Origin of the sequence: Roseomonas haemaphysalidis (genome assembly GCF_017355405.1) — a bacterium.
Taxonomy (GTDB): domain Bacteria; phylum Pseudomonadota; class Alphaproteobacteria; order Acetobacterales; family Acetobacteraceae; genus Pseudoroseomonas; species Pseudoroseomonas haemaphysalidis.
In genome coordinates this window covers 2,002,583-2,022,155 of the sequence record NZ_CP061177.1, presented here as the reverse complement: position 1 = coordinate 2,022,155, position 19,573 = coordinate 2,002,583, and the positions used below count along the sequence as shown (strand labels likewise).

At 72.0% G+C, this 19,573-nt stretch carries 17 protein-coding genes; 6 read left to right on the top strand and 11 right to left on the bottom strand.

Translation table 11 applies throughout. The features are described from left to right. Positions 1-38 precede the first annotated feature (38 nt). The 3 genes from IAI59_RS09280 to IAI59_RS09270 are packed head-to-tail and all read left to right on the top strand — an operon-like array spanning position 39 to position 3,162. A complete protein-coding gene (locus IAI59_RS09280; RefSeq protein WP_207416259.1) occupies positions 39-1,013 on the top strand; it encodes a hydroxymethylglutaryl-CoA lyase in 975 nt (324 codons plus the stop codon). Next, complete coding sequence (locus IAI59_RS09275) at positions 1,010-2,155, top strand: CaiB/BaiF CoA transferase family protein (RefSeq protein ID WP_207416258.1); 1,146 nt, start codon at positions 1,010-1,012, stop codon at positions 2,153-2,155. The genes IAI59_RS09280 and IAI59_RS09275 overlap by 4 nt, the downstream gene beginning before the upstream one ends. A 38-nt stretch (positions 2,156-2,193) precedes the next feature. Next, positions 2,194-3,162, top strand: coding sequence for a Bug family tripartite tricarboxylate transporter substrate binding protein (locus IAI59_RS09270; RefSeq protein ID WP_207416257.1), 969 nt, complete (start codon positions 2,194-2,196; stop codon positions 3,160-3,162). 85 nt (positions 3,163-3,247) lie between these two features. Here the strand turns inward: IAI59_RS09270 and IAI59_RS09265 are convergent, their stop codons facing one another. The 7 genes from IAI59_RS09265 to IAI59_RS09235 form a co-directional block, all read right to left on the bottom strand. Continuing rightward, a complete protein-coding gene (locus tag IAI59_RS09265) occupies positions 3,248-4,129 on the bottom strand; it encodes an ABC transporter permease (protein ID WP_207416256.1) in 882 nt (293 codons plus the stop codon). A 3-nt stretch (positions 4,130-4,132) separates the two neighbouring features. Then, positions 4,133-5,062: an ABC transporter permease gene (locus IAI59_RS09260; RefSeq protein ID WP_207416255.1), complete on the bottom strand. Its 930-nt coding sequence runs from the start codon at positions 5,060-5,062 to the stop codon at positions 4,133-4,135. After that, entirely contained in the window at positions 5,063-6,055 is a 993-nt protein-coding gene (locus IAI59_RS09255; RefSeq protein WP_207416254.1) for an ABC transporter ATP-binding protein, read from the bottom strand. Then, entirely contained in the window at positions 6,052-7,050 is a 999-nt protein-coding gene (locus tag IAI59_RS09250) for an ABC transporter ATP-binding protein (RefSeq protein WP_207416253.1), read from the bottom strand. The genes IAI59_RS09255 and IAI59_RS09250 overlap by 4 nt, the downstream gene beginning before the upstream one ends. A gap of 2 nt (positions 7,051-7,052) precedes the next feature. Beyond that, positions 7,053-8,684 (bottom strand): ABC transporter substrate-binding protein, encoded by a 1,632-nt coding sequence (locus IAI59_RS09245; protein ID WP_207416252.1) that lies wholly within the window; start codon positions 8,682-8,684, stop codon positions 7,053-7,055. After that, positions 8,681-10,213, bottom strand: coding sequence for a phosphoric/sulfuric ester hydrolase PehA (gene pehA / locus IAI59_RS09240; protein WP_207416251.1), 1,533 nt, complete (start codon positions 10,211-10,213; stop codon positions 8,681-8,683). The genes IAI59_RS09245 and pehA overlap by 4 nt, the downstream gene beginning before the upstream one ends. 91 nt (positions 10,214-10,304) lie before the next feature. Beyond that, positions 10,305-11,228 (bottom strand): ring-cleaving dioxygenase, encoded by a 924-nt coding sequence (locus IAI59_RS09235; RefSeq protein WP_207416250.1) that lies wholly within the window; start codon positions 11,226-11,228, stop codon positions 10,305-10,307. 139 nt (positions 11,229-11,367) lie between these two features. Here IAI59_RS09235 and IAI59_RS23455 point away from each other — a divergent pair, with 139 nt between their 5' ends. After that, positions 11,368-12,105, top strand: a complete 738-nt coding sequence (locus IAI59_RS23455; RefSeq protein WP_207416249.1) for a lytic transglycosylase domain-containing protein — start codon at positions 11,368-11,370, stop codon at positions 12,103-12,105. Here the strand turns inward: IAI59_RS23455 and IAI59_RS09225 are convergent. Further along, complete coding sequence (locus IAI59_RS09225; protein ID WP_207416248.1) at positions 12,099-13,004, bottom strand: NAD(P)-dependent oxidoreductase; 906 nt, start codon at positions 13,002-13,004, stop codon at positions 12,099-12,101. The two genes, IAI59_RS23455 and IAI59_RS09225, sit on opposite strands and share 7 nt — an antisense overlap. Then, on the bottom strand, positions 13,004-14,590 hold the full coding sequence (locus IAI59_RS09220; protein ID WP_207416247.1) for an ABC transporter substrate-binding protein: 1,587 nt from the start codon (positions 14,588-14,590) through the stop codon (positions 13,004-13,006). Before IAI59_RS09220 ends, IAI59_RS09225 begins: the two co-directional genes overlap by 1 nt. Positions 14,591-14,740: 150 nt before the next feature. Between IAI59_RS09220 and IAI59_RS09215 the strand changes: the two genes are divergently transcribed. Continuing rightward, positions 14,741-15,634 (top strand): ROK family protein, encoded by an 894-nt coding sequence (locus tag IAI59_RS09215; RefSeq protein WP_207416246.1) that lies wholly within the window; start codon positions 14,741-14,743, stop codon positions 15,632-15,634. Beyond that, on the top strand, positions 15,631-16,767 hold the full coding sequence (gene nagA / locus IAI59_RS09210; RefSeq protein ID WP_207416245.1) for an N-acetylglucosamine-6-phosphate deacetylase: 1,137 nt from the start codon (positions 15,631-15,633) through the stop codon (positions 16,765-16,767). The genes IAI59_RS09215 and nagA overlap by 4 nt, the downstream gene beginning before the upstream one ends. Here the strand turns inward: nagA and IAI59_RS09205 are convergent. Both IAI59_RS09205 and IAI59_RS09200 read right to left on the bottom strand, forming a co-directional pair. Then, on the bottom strand, positions 16,748-18,319 hold the full coding sequence (locus IAI59_RS09205; RefSeq protein WP_207416244.1) for an alpha-amylase family glycosyl hydrolase: 1,572 nt from the start codon (positions 18,317-18,319) through the stop codon (positions 16,748-16,750). The two genes, nagA and IAI59_RS09205, sit on opposite strands and share 20 nt — an antisense overlap. A gap of 60 nt (positions 18,320-18,379) precedes the next feature. Next, positions 18,380-19,507 carry a DUF4336 domain-containing protein gene (locus IAI59_RS09200; RefSeq protein ID WP_207416243.1) on the bottom strand — a complete coding sequence of 376 codons (1,128 nt, stop codon included), beginning with the start codon at positions 19,505-19,507 and terminating at the stop codon, positions 18,380-18,382. Positions 19,508-19,573 lie beyond the last annotated feature (66 nt).

The following is a 19,573-nucleotide window of genomic DNA, read 5'->3' as shown; positions in this document are numbered from 1 at the left end:
AAATAATTTCTGCACAATAGAAAATAGGAGGCGCGCCCATGGCCGTCCTGGTCAGCGAAGTCGGCCCGCGCGACGGGCTGCAATCCATCCACCGCACCATGCCGACGGCCGCCAAGATCCGCTGGATCCAGGCGCTGGCCGCGGCCGGGCTCCGGGAGATCGAGGTCGGCTCCTTCGTCAACCCGAAGCGCCTGCCGCAGATGGCGGATGCGGCGGAGGTGGTGGCGGCGGCGCTCCGCATCCCCGGCATCACCGTGCTGGCGCTGGCGCCGAACCTCCTGGGCGCGCAGCGCGCGGCGGCGGCGGGCGCGCACAAGATCACCATCCCCGTCTCGGCCAGCGATTCCCACAGCCGTGCCAATGTCGGCAAAGGCACCGACGACGCCATCGCGCAGATCGGCGAGATCATGGCTTGGCGGAACGGCCTGCCCGAGGGCGCGCGGCCGGAGATCGAGGTCGGCGTGTCCACCGCCTTCGGCTGCACCATCGAGGGCGCGGTGCCGGAGGACCGGGTGATCGACATCGCGGTGCGCCTCGCGGCGCAAGGGGCCGAAAGCGTCGGGCTGTCGGACGGCGTCGGCTACGCCAACCCGGCGCAGGTGAAGCGGCTGTTCACCCGGCTGCACGCCGAGCTCGGCGGCAAGGCCGGCGGCGCCCACCTGCACAACACGCGCGGCCAGGGGCTGGCCAATGTGGTGGCGGCGCTGGAAGTCGGCGTTTCCACCTTCGACTCCTCGCAGGGCGGCATCGGCGGCTGCCCCTATTCCCCGGGCGCCACCGGCAACATCGTCACCGAGGACCTGGTCTGGATGCTGGAAGCGATGGGCCTCGACACCGGCATCGACCTCGCCAAGCTGGCCGAGGCGCGCGCGGTGCTGGCGGAAGCGCTGCCGGGCGAGGCGCTCTACGGCCACATCCCCGATGTCGGCACCGAGAAGGGCTTTTCCTACGCCACGCGCGGCGCGGTGCCCGAGGGTACCGGGCGCGCCACCCGCACGGAGCGCGCGGCATGAGCGCGGCCCTGCCGCTGGCGGGCATCCGCGTCGTCGAGTTCTCCCACATGGTGATGGGCCCGACCTGCGGGCTGGTGCTGGCCGACCTCGGCGCCGAGGTCATCAAGATCGAGCCGCACGGCCGCGGCGACCGCACGCGCTACCTCACCTCCTCCGGCACCGGCTTCTTCGCCGCCTTCAGCCGCAACAAGAAGTCCGTGCAGCTCGACACCGCCGACCCGGCCGACGTGGAAACGCTGCTGAAGCTTTGCGACACCGCCGACGTGGTGATCGAGAACTTCCGCCCCGGCGGGCTGGAAGCCAAGGGCCTCGGCTTTGACGCGCTTTCCGCCCGCAACCCGCGCCTGGTGTATTGCTCGCTGAAGGGCTTCCTGTCCGGCCCCTACGAGCAGCGCACGGCGCTGGACGAGGTGGTGCAGATGATGTCCGGCCTCGCCTACATGACCGGTCCGCCCGGCCGCCCGCTGCGCGCCGGCGCGCCGGTCAACGACATGATGGGCGGCATGTTCGGCGCCATCGCCATCCTGGCGGCGCTGCGGGCCCGGGAGCAGACGGGGCGCGGGCAATACGTGCAGTCCGGGCTGTTCGAGAACGCCGCCTTTCTGGTGTCCACCCACATGCTGCAGCAGGCCATCACCGGCGCGGCACCGCCCTCCATGGCCGCCGGCAAGCGCGCCTGGGGCGTCTACGACGTGTTCCAGGCGGCGGACGGCATCAGCCTGTTCATTGGCGTCGTCACCGAGCGGCAGTGGGAGATCTTCACCGCCGCCCTGGGCGAGCCGTCGCTGCTCGGTCCCGAATGGGGCAGCAACACGCTGCGCGCCCAGGGGCGCGACACGCTGATCCCGCTGGTGCAGTCACTGCTCGGCCGGCGCAGCGCCGCCGAGCTGGAAGCGCTGTGCGAGAAGGCCGGGCTGCCCTTTGCCCGCATCAACCAGCCCGGCGATCTGTTCGAGGACCCGCACCTGCGGGCCAATGGCGGGCTGCTGCCGCTGACCCTGCCGGACGGCACCGCCACCAGCGTCCCCGCCCTGCCCGTGCAGTTCGGGGCGGAGCGGCTCGGCGTGCGGTCCGACCTCCCCGCGCCCGGCCAGCACACGGACGAGATCCTGTCCCAGCTGCGCGCAACCCTGCCGAACTGAAACAAGAGGCCGCCCCCGAGGTGGCCCGAGGAAACGCCATGAACCGCCGTACCCTGCTGCAGGCCGCCGCGCTGCTGCCTGTCCTGCCCCGCCTGGCCCAGGCCGAGGCCGCCTGGCCCGACCGGCCGCTGCGCATGATCGTCCCCTACCCGCCCGCCGGCGGCACCGACGTGGTGGCGCGCGAGCTGGCGCAGCGCCTGACCGCCAACACCGGCTGGAACGTGGTGGTGGAGAACCGCCCCGGCGCCGGCGGCAACATCGGCATCGACGCCGTGGCCACGGCGCGGGACGGGCACACCATCGGGCTGGGGCAGACCTCCAACCTCGCCATCAACCCGACGCTCTACCCCACCATCCCCTACCAGCCGCTGCGTGACCTTTCGTTGATCTCGCTGGTGGCCTCGCAGCCCAACGTGCTGGTGGTCGCCAAGGCCTCGCCCATGAAGACGCTGTCGGACCTGGTGCGCACCGCCAAGGCCCGCCCGGGCGCGCTGACCGCCGGCCACCCCGGCAGCGGCACGGTGGGGCACCTGTCGGTCGAGATGTTCGTCCGCCGCGCGGAGATCGACATCGTCATCGTGCCCTATCGCGGCGCCGGGCAGGTGATGACCGACCTGATGGCGGACCGCATCCAGATCTATTCCGCCAACCCGCTGGCCGTGCGCGGCATGCTGGATTCCGGTGACATGCGCGCGCTGGCCGTCACCTCCCTGGACCGGCTGCCCAGCCTGCCGGAAGTGCCGAGCATCGCGGAATCCGGCTACCCGGGCTTCGAGGCGGTGAACTGGACCGGCGTGGTCGGCCCCGCCAGCATGCCCGCCGCCGTCGTCACGAAGCTCAACGCCGAGATCGGCAAGGCCCTCGCCCTGCCCGCGATGCGCGAGCGGCTGACGACCGAGGGCTCCACCCCCATGCCCTCCACCCCCGAACGCTTTCGCGAGTTCCTGACGGCCGAGATCGAGAAGTGGGGACAGGTGGTGCGGGACGGGAAGGTGCAGGCGGATTGAAGGCAAGGCCGGGGAAGGACTTCCCCGGGCCCCTTCTTCCATTTCTCAGGGGCCGGGGGAATTCCTTCCCCCGGCCCTTACCCCCTCACCGCAGCGTCGGGTCCAGCCGGTCACGCAGCCAGTCGCCCAGGAGCGAGATGGACAGCGTCGTCAGGACGATGATGGTGGATGGCGCCAGCAGGATCCATGGCGCCCGCGTCAGGTATTCCCGCCCGTAGCCCACCATGTTGCCGAGCGAGGTGGACGGCGGCTGCACGCCGAGGCCGAGGAAGGACAGCCCGCTTTCCAGCAGGATGATCTCGGGAAAGGCCAGTGTCATCGAGACGATCAGCGTCGAGGCAATGTTCGGCAGGACGTGCCGCCCATACACCCGCCAGGGCGAGGCACCGAGCTGCTGCACCGCCGCCGCGTAGCCCTGCGCGCCGGCGCTGATGGCCAGCCCGCGCGCGATGCGGGCATAGCGTTCCCAGCCGTGCAGGCCGAGCAGGCAGATGAACAGCGTCAGCGAGTTGCCGAAGAAGGCCAGCACCGACAGCGCCAGGATCAGAAAGGGCATGGCCGCCTGGAAGTCCACCAGCGCCATCACCGCCTGCTCGACAATGCCGCGGAAATGGGCGGCCAGAAAGCCCAGCACGGTGCCCAGCACGGCGGCAATGATGGTGGCGCCGAAGGCGATCAGCAGCGACATGCGGATGGAGGCGATCAGGCGCGACAACACGTCCCGCCCCAGCTCGTCCGTGCCCAGCGGGTGCAGCCAGGGGCCGCCCATGAAGACCGGCGGCGCCAGGCGGTTGCGCAGGTCCAGCGCGGTGTAGGGAAAGGGCCGGATCAGGTCCGCCGCCAGCGCCACGAACAGCATCAGCGCCACCCACAGCAAGGCGAGCATGATGGCGGGCGGGATGCCGGCGCGCTTGCGGCGCGGGGGCGCGGCGACGGCGGGCTCGGCGGACAGGGCGAGGTCGGACATGCTTCAGGCCTTTGCCGTCGAAACGCGCAGGCGCGGGTCGAGCACGCCGTACAGCAGGTCCACCACCAAATTCGCGGCGACCATGGTGGCCGCCACCAGCAGCAGGATGCACTGCACGACGGCGAGGTCCCGGTTGGCCACGGCCACCACCAGCAGCCGCCCGACGCCCGGCCAGGAAAACACGCTTTCCACCACCACCGCGCCCGCCAGCAGGCTGCCCACCATGAAGCCGACGATGGTGACGGTCGGGATGGCGGCGTTGGGCAGCGCGTGGCGCCGCACCGCGACATGCCAGGGCACGCCCTTGGCGAGCGCCGTGCGCATGTAGGGCTGGCCCAGCACTTCCAGCATCGCGGAGCGCGTGAAGCGCGCCAGCACGGCGGCACCCCCCATGCCCATGGTGACGATGGGCAGGATGGCGTGCCGCCAGCCTTCCTGGCCGCCGGACGGCAGCCAGCCGAGTTGCACCGCGAAGACCAGCACCAGCAAGAGCCCCAGCACGAAGGACGGCACGGTGAAGCCCGCGACGGCCAGGAACATCACCAGCCGGTCCACCCAGGAATTGCGGTGCAGCGCCGCCTGCACGCCGGCGGGGATGCCGAGGCCGATCTTGATGACCAGCGCCGGGATGGTCAGCGCCAGCGTGGCCGGAATGCGCTCGGCCACCAGGTCGATCGCGTCGCGCCCGTCGCGCATGGAGCGGCCGAGGTCGCCGTGGAATATGGCACCGAAGTAGTTGAGGTATTGCACCCAGATCGGGTCATCCAGCCCCCAGGCCCGGCGAAAAGCGGCGATGGCCTCGGGCGGCGCGTCGGCGGACATGATCAGCAGCGCCGGGTCGCCCGACAGCCGCAGCACCACGAAAGCGAAGGTGACGACCAGCACCAGGGTCAGCAGGGCGCGCGCCAGGCGCGTGCCGAGAAAGCGCAGCATTCACGCGGCCCTTTGCAAAGTGGCGCCGGCCTCGCCATGCACCACGTGGCAGGCGACCAGGCGGCCGTCGGCGGCGCGCGGCTTCAGCACCGGGGTTTCCCGGGCGCAGACGGCGGTGGCCATGGCGCAGCGGGGGTGGAAGGCGCAGCCGCTGGGGCGCGCCGCCGGGTTCGGCGGGTCGCCCTGCAAGACGATGCGGTGGCCGCGCCGCTGCGGGTCCGGGATGGCCGAGACCAGCGCCTGCGCATAGGGGTGCGCCGGGTCGTGCAGCACGGCGTCCGGCTCGCCTTCCTCGACAATGCGGCCGAGATACATCACCGCCACCCGCTGGCTCATCTGCCGCACGGCGCGCAGGTCGTGGCTGACGAACAGCATGCCGATGCCGCGGCTTTGCTGCAGCTCCACCAGCAGGTTCATCACCTGCGCCTGGATGGACACGTCCAGCGCGCTGATCGGCTCGTCGCACACCAGCAGCACCGGGTCGGTCGCCAGGGCGCGCGCCAGCACGGCGCGCTGCCGCTGGCCGCCGGAAAGCTCATGCGGGTAGCGCGCGCCGTGGTCGCCGCGCAGGCCCACCTGGCGCAGCAATGCCTCCACCCGCGCGGCGCGCTCCGTGGCGCCGCCGAGGCCGTGGATCTCCAGCGGCTCGGCGATCTGCGCCGCCACCGGCAGGCGGCGGTCCAGCGCGCCCAGCGGGTCCTGGTAGACCATCTGCATGCGCGCCCGCTGGCGGCGCCATTCGGTGGTGCCGGGGGGCGGCATGGCCGCGCCCTCGAAGGTCACGTCGCCGGCGTCGGGCGTCTCCAGCCCCAGCACCATGCGGCCGGTGGTGGACTTGCCGCAGCCGGACTCGCCCACCAGCCCCAGCACCTGGCCGGGATAAAGGTTCAGGGAGATGCCATCGACCGCGCGCACCTCCGTGGCGCGGCCCAGCAGGCCGCGGCGCATCACGTAGCGGCGCACCAGCCCGCGCGCCTGCAACAGCGGCGTCATGCCGGCAGCAGCCGGGGCGAGAGCGGCGCCCGCACCGGCGCGCTGCCGGGGCGGATGCAGGCGGCGCGGTGCCCCGGCACCACCGGCAGCAGCGGCGGGCAGGTGGCGTCGCAGGCGGCCACCCGGCGCGGGCAGCGGGGGGCGAAGGCGCAGCCGGGCGGCATGGCCCAGGGCTCCGGCACGCCGCCGGGAATGGCGGCGAGCGGCCGGCGCGGGCCGTGCAGCGGCGGCAGCGCGGCCATCAGCCCCTCGGCGTAAGGGTGGGTCGGCGCCTCGAACAACCGCTCGGTGCGCGTTTCCTCGACAATGCGGCCGGCATACATCACCGCCACACGGTCGCAGGTCTCGGCGATGACGCCGAGGTCGTGCGAGATGAGGACCAGCGCCATGCCGGTGTCGCGGCGGATGTCGGACAGCAGTTGCAGGATCTGCGCCTGGATGGTCACGTCCAGCGCCGTGGTCGGCTCGTCCGCCACCAGCAGCTCCGGCTGGCCGGCCAGCGCGATGGCGATCATCACCCGCTGGTTCTGCCCGCCGGACAACTCATGCGGATAGGCATCCAGCCGCCGCCGCGCGTCGGGCATGCCCACCTGGTCCAGCAGGCGGCGGGCTTCCTCGCGCGCCGCATCACCGGACAGCCCTCGGTGCAGCTTGAGGGATTCTACGATCTGCCGGCCGATGCGGTGCACCGGGTTCAGGCTGCTGGCGGGGTCCTGGAAGATCATGGCGATGCGCCCGCCACGCGCGCGGTCCAGCGTGGCGGCGGGCGCGTGCAGGATCTCCTCGCCGTCCAGCCGCACGCTGCCGGTCACGCGCGCCTTGGCCGGCAGCAGGCCCAGCGCCGCCAGCCACGTCACCGACTTGCCGCAGCCGCTTTCCCCCACCAGCCCGAGGCTTTCCCCCTTGCCGATGGCGAGCGAGATGCCGCGCAGCGCCGGCGCGCCGTCGAACGACACGGCCAGGTCGCGGATCTCGACCAGCGGGGCGCGGGTCATGCTCAGCCGCCCCAGTTGCCGCTGCGGAAGTCCATGGCAAAGGCCGGCGCCGCCCGCCAGCGGATGTCGCGGCGCTTGGCGGTGAAGGTCGCGTTCTGGTGCAGCACCGTGTAGGCCGGGTCCTCGCGCTCCGCGATCTCCAGCAGCCGGCGGAACACCTGCTTGCGGCGCGGGCGGTCGGTGCTGGTTTCCAGCTCGGTGCACAGCCGGTTCAGCTCGTCGTTGCTGTATTCGCCGACCTGCTGCTGCTGGCCGTTCGGCCCGTGCTGCGCCACCAGCGAGGAGACGGGGTCGTTGAACGGCGCGGAGTTGGACCAGTCGCGCACCGCGCGGCCCGGGCTGCGCTCCAGGATCTGCGTCCAGTTCTCCTTCATCTCGATCTGGACGTTGAGGCCCACCTGGTTCCACATCTCCACCAGCACCTGCGCCGTGGGCGTCTGGTTGGTGTAGTAGTTGTTCAGCAGGCGGTAGGGGATCGGGTCGCCCTTGTAGCCGGCTTCCTTGAGCAGGCGCTTCGCCTCGGCCGGGTCGTATTTCGGCACCGACCAGTCGCTGACGAACATGTCGCCGTAGTAGTCCCACTGCAGGCCCTTGGGCACCACGGTGCGGCCGCTCCACAGGCTGTCCACGATCATCTGGCGGTCGATCGCGTGGGTGAAGGCGCGGCGCACGCGCGCATCGGCCAGCGCCGGGAAGTTCTTGTCGAAGATGCTGAGGCGGTGGTTCAGGATGGTGCCGCCCTGCACCTCGTAGGCCGCGTTGCTTTCGATGCCCGGGATCTGGTCGGGCGGGATGTCGCAGGCGAACTGCACCTCGCCCGAGCGGAGCGCGTTGATGCGGGCCGAGACCTCCGGCACCTCCAGAAAGCGGATGCGCTTGATGGGCGGGCGGCCGCCCCAGTACTCGTCATGCGCGTCCAGCACCAGCATCTGGTCCGGGCGGAACTCCACCACCTTGTAGGGGCCGGTGGTCACCGGCTTGCGCGCCCAGTCGAACCAGGTCGGCGCCTCGGTATAGGCGCGGCGGCTCATGATCTCGCTGCCATAGCGCGCGAGGCGGCCTTCCAGCGTCACGTCCGGCGTCGCGTTGTGGAAACGGACCGTGTACTGGTCCACCACCTCCACCCGCTCCAGCGCCGGCCAGGAGCGGCGCGCCACGGCCGGGATCTCGGCCGGCAGCTCGCGCCCCGCGCGGGTCGGGATGGCGTCGCCGCGCACCGGAATGGTGCGGCCCTGGGCGGTGGCCGGCGTGTCGCCGAACATGCGCGACGAGCCGAAGGAGAAGGCCACGTCCTCGGCCGTCATCTCGTCGCCGTTGTGGAACTTCACGCCGGGGCGCAGCTTCAGCTCGATCACGCTGTCGCTGATGCGCCGCCATTCGGTGGCCAGCAGCGGCACTTCCTTCAGCTCGTCCAGCCAGGCGCGGCCGATCAGGCCTTCCCACAGCGAGGAAAAGAAGATCCGCTCGCCTACGTTGGACTGCTCGCGCAGCACTTCCAGCGTGTTGGAGTTGCTGATCTTCTGCACGGCGATGCTGATGGTCGGCCGGTTGTCGGCTTGCGCGATGGCGAAGCGCGGCAGCAGGGCGGCGCCGGCGCCCGCGCCCAGCAGGGCGCGGCGGGACAGGTTGATCATGGCTGGCGTTCCTCGAGCCCCTGGGGCGTGGAGCGGAAATGGGTCAGCGTGCGCTCGGCATGCTTCATGCGGTGCGACAGCGCGCGCTGCGCGCAGGCGGCGACGACGGCGGCATGCGCGGGATCATCGGCCAGGTTGCGGAGCTGCGCCGGGTCCTGCTCCAGGTCGAACAGCAGCGGCGGCAGCGCCGCGAAGTGCACGTACTTCCATTTCGCGTCCTGCACGACGCAAAGCGAGCTGTCGTCCATGTGCAGGCCCAGCGCACCCTCGGGCTTGGAGTAATGCACGTCGCGGAAGTCGTATTCGTAGAACAGGTGGTCGCGCCAATCCTCCGGCACGCCGTCGCGCACCACCGGCAGGACGGAGCGGCCGTCCGCGGCGCGTGGGATGCTGCCGCCCAGCCAGTCCAGGATGGTCGGCAGCACGTCCACGCTTTCGGTGAAGCAGTCCTCGATGCGCCCGGCGGCGGCCGGGGCGTCGGGGTCCTTGACCACCAGCGGGATGCGGAAGCTCTCGTCGTGATAACCGATCTTGCCCAGCAGGTAGTGGTCGCCCAGCTGCTCGCCGTGGTCGCTGGTGAAGATCACCAGCGTGTCCTTCCACTGGTCCGTGGCATCGAGATGCGCGAAGACCTCGCCCAGCGCGTCGTCGACCTCGGAGATCATGCCGGCATAGGTCGCGCGCATCTGCGCGATGGTCGCGGGGTCGAGTTCCGAGGCCGCGCCGCCGGCGCCGTGGAAGAACGAACCCTGGCTGATGCCGTTCAGGTAGAAGCCGTGCAGCGGGTGCTGCGCCGCCTCCTCCTGCCAGCTGCGGCCACGGACCACGGCGGGCATGTCCTCCGGCCGGTACATGCTGTTGTAGGGCGCGGAGGCGATAAAGGGCGGATGCGGGCGGTAGTAGCCGAGATGCAGGAACCAGGGCTTCTCGCCCTTGCCCTTCAGGTAGGTCAGCGCACGCTCGGTGAAATAGGCGGTGTCCGACAGATGCGCCGGGATGCGGCTGGGGCGGTCGGTGGCGCCGGGTACGGCGTCCTCGCCTTCCGGCAGCCAGATGTCCTCGCGCTTCTCGGGCAGCGCGAAGCCCTTCTGCGCCAGCCAGCCGAAATAGCCGTCCATGCTGGGCTCAAAGGCGCCGACGCTGCGGAACCCGTCCATCAGGTCGCCCAGCAGCGTGAAGCGGAAGTCCTCCGGCGTCGTTTCGCGCGGGTCGGGCGTGGTGGTGGTGTAGCCGATCAGCGCCGGGTCGTAGCCGATGCCGCGCAGCGCCTTGCCAAGGTTCATGTGGCGCGCGTCCAGCGGCACGGTGTTCTGCACCGCCCGGTGGTTCATCAGGTACAGCCCGGTCAGCAGGCTGGCGCGCGCCGGGCCGCAGGGCACCGCGGTGGTCACGTGGTTGCGGAAGGTCACGCCTTCCCGGCACAGCCGGTCCAGGTTGGGCGTCTTCAGGAAGCCCGCGCCGAGGACCGGCACGAAGTCCGCCCGCCACTGGTCCACCACGATCAGAAGTACGTTGCGCCGTTGCGTCACGCCCGAGCGTCCCCCGCTTGCGATGCGCGGCACTTAGCCCCGTGGCACGACAGCCCGATGACGCGACGATGACAGCTTGAAGACGCCCGGCTTAGTCCAGCGGCGGCAGCCGTTGCAGGATCGCGTCCCGCTGGTCCTCCAGGAAGGGGGGCAGTTGCAGCGCCTGACCCAGCGCCGCCAACGGCTCGTCGACCGTGAAGCCGGGCGTGTCGGTGGCGACCTCGAACAGCACGTTGCCCGGCTCGCGGAAGTAGATGGAGCGGAAATAAGCGCGGTCCCGCTGCGGGCTGGCCTGGATGCCGTGCCATTCCGCGAGCCGCGCCGCCACGGCGGCCTGCCCCGTGTCGTCCAGCGCGCGAAACGCCAGGTGATGCACGGAGCCACGGCCGAGCCGCCCCGCCCTCGCCTGCCCGGACACCTCGATGTCCACCACCTGGCTGTCCCGCGCGCCCACCGCCCGCATGCGCACGGTGTCGCCCTCGCGGCCCAGCGTGGCGAAGCCCAGCACGTCGGACAGGATGGCGGCGGTGGGCGCGGCATCGGCCAGCAGCAGCGAAACCCCGTGCAGCCCGCGCAGGGCAAAGGCGGGCGGGATGCCCTCCGCCTGCCAAGCGGGCTCCCGCTCCACGCCGGGGCACGGCACCACCGCCAGGCGCAGCCCGTCCGGGTCGCGCAGCCGCAGCACCGTTTCGCCGAAGCGGGTGTGCTCCACCGCGCCATGCGGGGCCAGCCGGCTCTGCCAGAAGCCCATGGCCGCCGGCGGCGCGCGCAGCGCGATCTCCTGCACCTCGCCGGTGCCCAGTTGCCCGGGCGCCGCGTGTTCCCACGGAAAGAAGGTGATCACCGAGCCGGGGCTGGCTTCGGCGTCGCCGTAATACAGATGAAAGGCGCCGGGATCGTCGAAGTTGACCGTGCGCTTGATCAGCCGCAGCCCCAGCACCCCGGCATAAAAGGCGCGGTTGCCGCGCGCCTTGCCGGCGATGGCGGTGACGTGGTGGATACCGATTCCAGCCATTCAGCGACCCTCCCCCCGCCAGCAAAGCCGCAAAAACCTGCGGCAGGCCAGGGAAAAGCACGTTTCCGCGCCCCGGCGCTGACGCGGCGCGCCGGACCCGCTATCACCGCTGCGCGACATCGATCCGGGGGGACCGACCATGCGGCTGCGCCTTCTGCTGCCCTTGCTGCTGCCAACCGTGCTGGCGGCCTGCGGCCCGCCGCCGCTGCCGACGGTCGCCTGGGACGGCCGGCGCGGCTACGACGGCCTGGGCGACTACGGCTACAGCCCCGCCGTGTCGCGCGCCGAGGCCACCGCCTACCGGGCCGAGGCCGCCGTCACCTACCCCGTGCCCGGCCCGCCGGGCGACCCCTGGGGCCCCTATATCCGCGAGGCGGCGCAGCGCGTCGGCTTTCCGGAAAACTGGGTGCGCGCGGTGATGCAGCAGGAATCCGGCGGCCGGCTGGTGCTGGCGGACGGCTCGCTGATCACCTCCCCCGCCGGGGCCATGGGGCTGATGCAGATCATGCCCGCCACCTGGGACCGGCTGCGCCCGGGCCTCGGCCTCGGCAACGACCCCTACGAGCCGCGCGACAACATCCTGGCCGGCACCGCCTACCTGAAGCAGATGTTCGACCGCTTCGGCTCGCCAAATTTCCTGGCCGCCTACAACGCCGGGCCGGACCGCGTGGCGCTGTACCTGTCCGGCGCCAAGATCCTGCCCGACGAGACGGAAAACTACGTGGCGCGCATCTCGCCCAACCTCGGCCCCTGGGGCGGCGGCGGCGGGGCCACCTTCGCGGCGGCGCCCGATCCCTCGGACCGGGCGTTCGAGGGCGGCGGGCTGGTGTCCGCCCAGGCCCCCACGGGCACGCTGGCGGGCTGGTCGGCCTACTGACCGCCGCCGCCGGCCGGCGGCATGCGCGCCTCGATCGCCGCCAGGGCATCCTGCCAGCTGTCCGGCACCCGGCCGCCGAAATGCTCCTTCAACGCCAGGGCCTCCACCCATTGCAGCCGGGCCTCGGTGGCGCGCGTCATCATCGGCTCGATGCCCACGTCGGCCAGTGCCTCGGCCGCCATGCCGGCTTCCTCGGCGCGGCGCTTGGCATGGATCACGCCGGTGGTCAGCAGCCCCGCCGCCAGCTCGGGAAACGGCCGCGCCAGGGTCTTGGAGGCCGAGGCCAGCACGGCATCGTCCAGCCCGTAGCGGCGGGCGCCCAGCAGCATCTCGTCCAGCAGCGCCTCGATGCCCTTGATCAGCACGGAACGCAGGATCTTGATGGCCGAGGCGGTGCCGAGCTCCGGCCCCACGGGATCGATCTTCATGCCCCAGGGCACCAGCGCGTCCCGCACCGCTTCCGCCGCCGGGCCGCTGGCCAGGATGGGCAATGCCAGCCCGTCCTTCGGCGTGCCGACGATGGAGCCGTCCGCCACCAGCGCGCCGCTGCCGGCCAGCGCCGCCGCCACGGCCTGCTTCACCTTGGGCGTGGCGGAAGCGATGTCGATGAACAGGTGCCGCGCGGTGAGATGCGGCGCGATGGCCTCGGCGCTGGAAACAGAGGCCGATCCGGGCGTCACCCCCACCAGGATGTCGCAACGCTCCGCCAGCTCGGCCGGCGAGCGCAGCAGCGCCACCCCCGCCGCCCCGGCGCGGCCCTGGATCAGCGCAGCGTAAGGGCCGTCAAAGGCGCCGTTGTCGAAGCTGGCCACCTCCGCCAGCCCCGCGCCGCGCAGCTCGGCGCCCAGGGTGCTGCCGATCTCGCCATAGCCGATGAAGCCGAGTTTCACTTGTTGCATCAGGTCCGCCGTACGTTCCAGAATTTCACGAAGCCATCGAGCACGCCGTCGATGCCGCGGCGCCAGGCCATGGGCTGGAAGATCTGCCCGGTGGGCAGGAAGGTGGCATCCTCCCACGCCTGCTGCTGCATCTGCACCGCCAGCGCCTTTTGCTGCGCGGGGTCGCGCTCCTCCATCCAAGCGTCGCGCAATTGCTCGGCGCGCGGGCTGGTGGGCCAGCCGTACCAGCCCTGCAGCCCATTGGCACGCGCCACGCTGGTCACCGCCGGGTCCAGGATGTTGAGGCCGGACACCATGGAAGGGAACACGCTCCAGCCGCCCTTCTCCACCGGCTCGCGCGAGTTGCGGCGCTGGAACAGCGTGCCCGTGTCCATGGCCTGCACATCGACGTTCAGGCCGATGCGCTGGAACAGGTCGATGCCGAGCTGCCCCAACGGTGCGCTGACGGGATGGTCCATCGGCAGCAGGAACGCCACCTTCTCGCCCTTGTAGCCGCTGGCCACGACCGCCGCCTTGGCGCGCGCGATGTCGGTCTTGCCGAACAACTTGTCGAAGCCTGCGTCGTTGGCCATGGGCGTGCCGGGGCAGAACATGCCGAGCTTGACGTGCCACGTCTCGGGGTCGCTGCTGTAGGACTGCATGAACTCCGACTGGTCCACCGCCCCCAGCACCGCGCGCCGCAGCGCCACGTTGTCGAACGGCGGCTGGATGCAGTTGAAGCGCAGGATGGGCGTCAGCCCCTGCCGGTCCTTGACCTCCACCCGCAGGTTGCGGTCGCGCTTCAACAGGGACACGAGGTCGGGCGACGGCGTTTCCCACCAGTCCACCTCGCCCGCCCGCAGCGCGGATGCGGCGGCGGAGACATCCGGCATGGTGGTCCATTCCACGCGCTCGAAATGCGCCACCTTGGGGCCGGCGGTGCCACCCACCGTGCCATCGGCGCGCGGCACGTAGCCTTCGAACCGCGCATAGGCCGCGCGGGCCCCGGCGAGCTGCTGGTCCGGCAGCCACCGGAACGGGCCGGAGCCCACGATCTCCGTCACCTGCTTGGACGGGTCCGTGCTGGCCAGCCGTTCCGGCATGATGGCGCACATGCTGGGCGAGGCCTTGGCCAGCGCCGCCGGCAACAGCGGGAACGGCTTCTTCAGGCGAAAGCGGATGGTCTTGTCGTCCGGCGCATCCATCTCGTCGGTCGCGGCGGTGAGCGCCTGGCCAAAGGAATCCCGCGCGGCCCAGCGGCGGATGCTGGCCACGCAGTCCCTGGCCGTCACGGCGCTGCCGTCGTGGAACTTCAGCCCGTCGCGCAGCGTCAGCTTCCACAGCTTGCCGTCGTCCTCCACCACATGGCCCTGCACCATCTGCGGCTGCGGCTGGAAATCGGCGTCCAGGCCGTACAGCGTATCGAACACCAGGAAGGCATGGTTGCGCGTGGGCGTCGCGGTGGTGGCCACGGGGTCGAGCAGCGACAGGTCCACAAAGGGCACGAAGCGCAGCGTTGCGGCGTTCTGCGCGCGGGCCAGCCGCGGCATGGCCAGCGGCGCAATGGCGGCGAGGGAAACCCCGCCCAGGAAATGACGGCGCAGCATAGGACTCTCCTCCAGGGGCGCCCTCTGGCGGGGCTTGGCGTTGGTGCCATCCGACCCTGCGCAGGCGCTCCCCGGGTGTCAAGCGGCAGCCCGTTTGGCGTGCCCCCGCCGGGGCGGTAAGCTGGTGCCGGACCGGGAGACGCGTTGCGGATGTTGTGTGCCGATATCGGCGGATCGTTCCTGAAATTCGGCATCCTGCAAGCGGACGGCACGCTCCGTCCGGCCGGCCGGGTGCCGACCCCGGCCCGTGACCGGGACGCCTTCGTGCTCGCGCTGCGCCGCTTCGCGGACGACGCCCCCGGGGTGCCGCTGGCGCTGTCCCTGGCCGGCACGGTGGACCCGGACAGCGGCACCGCGCAATGCGCCAACATCCCCTGCCTGAACGGCCGCCCGCTGGCGGCGCAGCTCGCGGCGGCGCTGAACCGGCCTGTGCGCATCGACAACGATGCCGACTGCTTCGCCTTCGCGGAGGCCACGCGCGGCGCCGGCCAGGGGCACCGCGTGGTGTTCGGCATCATCCTCGGCAGCGGGGTCGGCGGCGGTCTGGTGGCGGACGGGCGGCTGGTGCGCGGCGCGGGCGGCGTGGGCGGCGAATGGGGGCATGGGCCCGTCGCCATGTCGCAGCTGGCCGACGGCACCGCGGTGCCGCGCTTCCCCTGCGGCTGTGGCCAGCGGGGCTGCGCCGACAGCTTCGGCAGCGCGCGCGGGCTGGAGCGGCTGCACGCCGCGCTGGGCGGCGCCGCGCTGAGCAGTCCCGCCATCGTGCAGGGCTGGCGCGATGGCGACGCGGCGGCCGGGCGCAGCGTGGCCGCCTGGGTGGAAATGCTGAGCGGGCCGCTGGCCATGGCGGTGAACCTGTGTGGCGCTTCCGTGGTGCCGGTGGGCGGCGGGCTGAGCAACGCGCCGGACCTGATCGCGGCGCTGGACGCGGCGGTGCGCGCGCGCATCCTGCGCCGCACCGCCGAACCGCTGCTGCGCCCTTCCTCCTTTCCCGACACCGCCGGCCTGCTGGGCGCGGCGATGCTGGCGGCCCACGCGGCATGATGCGCGCGCTGCTCGGCGCCGCCATCTTCGATGGCCACGCCACGCATCACGGCCACGCGCTGCTGCTGGAGGGCGGCCGCGTGGCGGCGCTGCTGCCGGAAGCGGCGCTGCCCGCAGGCGCCGAGGTTTCGCGGCTGGAAGGCGGCCTGCTGGCACCGGGCTTCGTGGACCTGCAGGTCAATGGCGGCGGCGGCGTGCTGTTCAACGAAACGCCGACGCCGGATGGCATCGCCACCATCGTCGCGGCGCACGCCGAGCAGGGCACAACCGCCCTGCTGCCCACGCTGATCACGGATACGCCGGACCTCACGCGCCGCGCCATCGCGGCGGTGCGGGCCTGCGCCCTGCCCGGCTGCCTGGGCCTGCACCTGGAAGGCCCGCACCTCGACCCCCGCCGCAAGGGCGCGCACGACCCGGCGCTGATCCGTCCCATGGGGGCGGCGGACCTCGCGGCGCTGTGCGGCACCGGCCTGCCGCGCCTGCTGGTGACCGTGGCGCCGGAAGCCGCGACGCCCGCGCAGATCACCGCCCTGGCCGCCGCCGGCGTGCTGGTGTCGCTCGGCCACAGCGACGCCGGGCGCGAGACGGTGCTGGCCGCCGAGGCCGCCGGCGCGCGCCTCGTCACCCACCTGTTCAACGCCATGAGCCCGCTGGGCAGCCGCGAGCCCGGCATGGTCGGCACCGCGCTGGAACGGCCGGGGCTGCATTGCGGCATCATCGCCGACGGCTTTCACGTGCACCCCGCCATGCTGGCCCTGGCCGCGCGGCTGAAGGGCGACGGGCTGTTCCTGGTCAGCGACGCCATGCCCACCCTGGGCGTGGCGGGCGATCATTTCACGCTTGGCGGCCGCGCCGTGACGCGGCGCGGCGGGCGGCTGACGCTGGCGGATGGCACGCTGGCCGGCGCCGACCTGTCGCTGGCCGGGGCCGTGCGGGTGATGGTGCGGCAGGCCGGGCTGCCGCTGGAACAGGCGCTGCGCATGGCCAGCCTGTTGCCCGCCCGGCTGCTGGGGCTGGAAAGCCACGGCCACCTCCGCCCCGGCGCGCGCGCCGACATCGTGTTGCTGGACGATGCCCTGGCGGTGCGCGGGGTCTGGACAGGCGGCGCGGCGGTCAGTCCAGCCGCAGGATAAGCCCTTCCGCCGCGCGCAGCGGCAGCGGCCCGGCGGCCACGCGGTCCGGTGCGTCCGGCAACGTGGACAGGAGCACCCGGCCCGCCGCCACGGACACGCTTTGCGCCTCGCCCATGTTCAGCAGCACCTGCACCCGCTCCGCGCCGCTGGTCCGGCGAAAGGCCAGCACGTCGCCATGCACCTCCACCGCCTCGATCGCACCGCCGAACAGGGCGGCATTGCCTTGCCGCAGCGCGATCAGGCTCTGGTGCAACGCCAGCATGCCGGACGGGTCGTTGTGCTGCGCGGCGACGGAAGGCCCGCCCTGCCCCATCGGCAGCCAGGGCTTCGCCTGGGAAAAGCCGCGCCCCGGCGTCTCGTCCCAGCGCATGGGCGTGCGCTGCGGGTCGCGGCCCATGCCGATGCCGGGCTGGTTCTTTTCGGCCGGGTCCTGCACCAGCTCGGGCGGAATGGGCACGTCCGTCATGCCGATCTCGTCGCCATAGTACAGCGTGGGCGTGCCGCGCAGCGTCAGCAGCAGCATGGCCGCCACGCGCGCCTGCGCGGCGCCGACGCGGGACGCGATGCGCGGCTGGTCGTGGTTGCCCAGCACCCAGTTGGGCCAGGCGCCGGCCGGCAGCGCGGCCTCGTAGTCGCGGATGATGCGCGCCACCTCGCTGGCGGTCCAGGGCGCGCGGATGAGCTGGAAGTTGAACGGCAGGTGCGCGCCGCCGCCGTCGCGCCCGTAATAGGTGACCAGCTTTTCCACCGGGAGATAGATCTCGCCGATCAACAGCCGGTCGCCGTAGCCGTCCACCACGCGGCGCATCTCCGCGATGATGTCGTGCACCTCCGGCAGGTCGCCGGTGTAGAGGTCCAGCAGCCGGTCGTGCGAGGACATGCCGGGGCGCCAGCCCGGGTTCTCCGGATTGTCTCGGAAGCGGTCATCCTTGATCATCAGCCAGATCACGTCCACCCGGAAGCCGTCCACCCCGCGGTCCAGCCAGAAGCGCAGGACATCCAGCATGGCGCTGCGGAGTTCGGGATTACGCCAGTTGAGGTCCGGCTGCTCCTTGAGAAAGGAATGCAGGTAATACTGGCCGCTCGCCTCGTCCCATTCCCAGGCACTGCCGCCGAAGTGGCTCAGCCAGTTGTTGGGCACGCCGCCGCCCGGCGCCGGGTCGCGCCAGATGTACCAGTCCCGCTTGGCGCTGTGGCGCCCCGAGCAGCTGTCCAGGAACCAGGGGTGCCGGTCGGAGCTGTGGTTGGGCACGAAGTCCAGGATCAGCTTCAGCCCGCGCGCATGCGCGTGCTGCAACAGGTGGTCGAAGTCATCCAGCGTGCCGAACAGCGGGTCGATGCCGCGGTAGTCGGAAACGTCGTAGCCGAAATCCGCCATGGGCGAGGGCTGGATCGGCGACAGCCACAAGGCCTGCACGCCCAGCGCCGACAGATGGTCCAGCCGGGCGGCGATGCCCCGCAGGTCGCCCACCCCATCGCCGTTGCTGTCCTGGAAGGAGCGTGGATAGACCTGGTAGACGATGCCCCGCTGCCACCATGCCAGACTTTCCATGCACCCCATCCCTCCTGTCATGACGCTGCAGCAACGCGGCGGCGGCCCGCCGGTTGGCCGCTACGGCAGGAGCCAGCGCAGCGCCCGGCGCAGGGCACCGGTGGCGTTCCGCTCGAACCACTGCCCATGCGCGAAGACCACGCGGTCCGGGCGCAGCGACACCAGGTGCCGCGCGGCGCGTGACGCCTCGCCCCGCCGCAGCTTCACCACCGCGCGCAGATAGGGCGGCGGCATGCCGTCGGTCATGCCGAAGGCGCGCAGCACGGGCCGCAGCAGGGCCGGCACCTTGCGGGCTTCCAGGTTCATCACGAGGTCGGTCAGCAACAGGGTGCGGCTGGGGTGATGGAACAGCGCGCATTCGTGAAAGCCCAGGCCGCCCGGCACCATCACCAGCTCCACCGTGCCGCCCCAGGCGGCCGGCTCCGTGCCGCCCAGCTCCCCATCCAGGCGGAGGCCGGCATCGCGCACCTGCTTGCGGCCGCGCAGCCCCGGCGCCGCCCAGGTGGTCGCGTCCGGGCAGGCCGCCTGCCAGTCCTTCAGGAACACCCAGTGCGCCAGGTTGGGCGCCACCAGATGGCGCACCGGCCCGATGGCCTCCAGCGCGCGCTTCAGCGCGATGCTGTAGCGGGTGGGCGAATGCAGCAGCAGCCCGCCATCGGGCAGTCGCAGCACCGTCATGCGCACCGGCAGCACGGAGCCCATGGCGCCGGACATCTGGCTGTCCACGATGAACACGTCCTGCGCCACCGGCTTGGGCACGTCCAGCGGCGGGTAGCTGGCGCGGGTGGCCCAGCGCGCCTCCGGGTCCAGCAGGCGCCCCACGGCGCCGAAGCCCGTGCCCGGCCCGCCGCGCGGACGGCTGGAGCTGGCGGACACCACCGCGAGCTCCAGCAGCCCGGCTGCCACCAGCCCGGCACGGGCGGCGGTGGATTGCCGCCGCATCAGCACCCCGGCGCCGATCAGCGCCGCGCCGCCCAGCGTGTCCAGCGCCAGGTGCTGCGGCATGCTGATCACGGGCCTGGCCCCGCCCTCGTAGTCCGTGGCCACGGCGTAGCCAGCATGCAAGGCGCCGGCGGCGCCCAGCAGCCCGCGGATTCGCCCGGGCACGGCGGGACAGGCGGCAAGCCCGCCCAACGTCAGCGCCACCGCGTAGTCGATCATGCCGTGCAGACGGGTCGAGATCAGCATCGCATGCCCTTTGCAATCTGGTTGCAGGGGCAACGTGGCGCGGCGGCGATGGATGCCGCCGCGCCA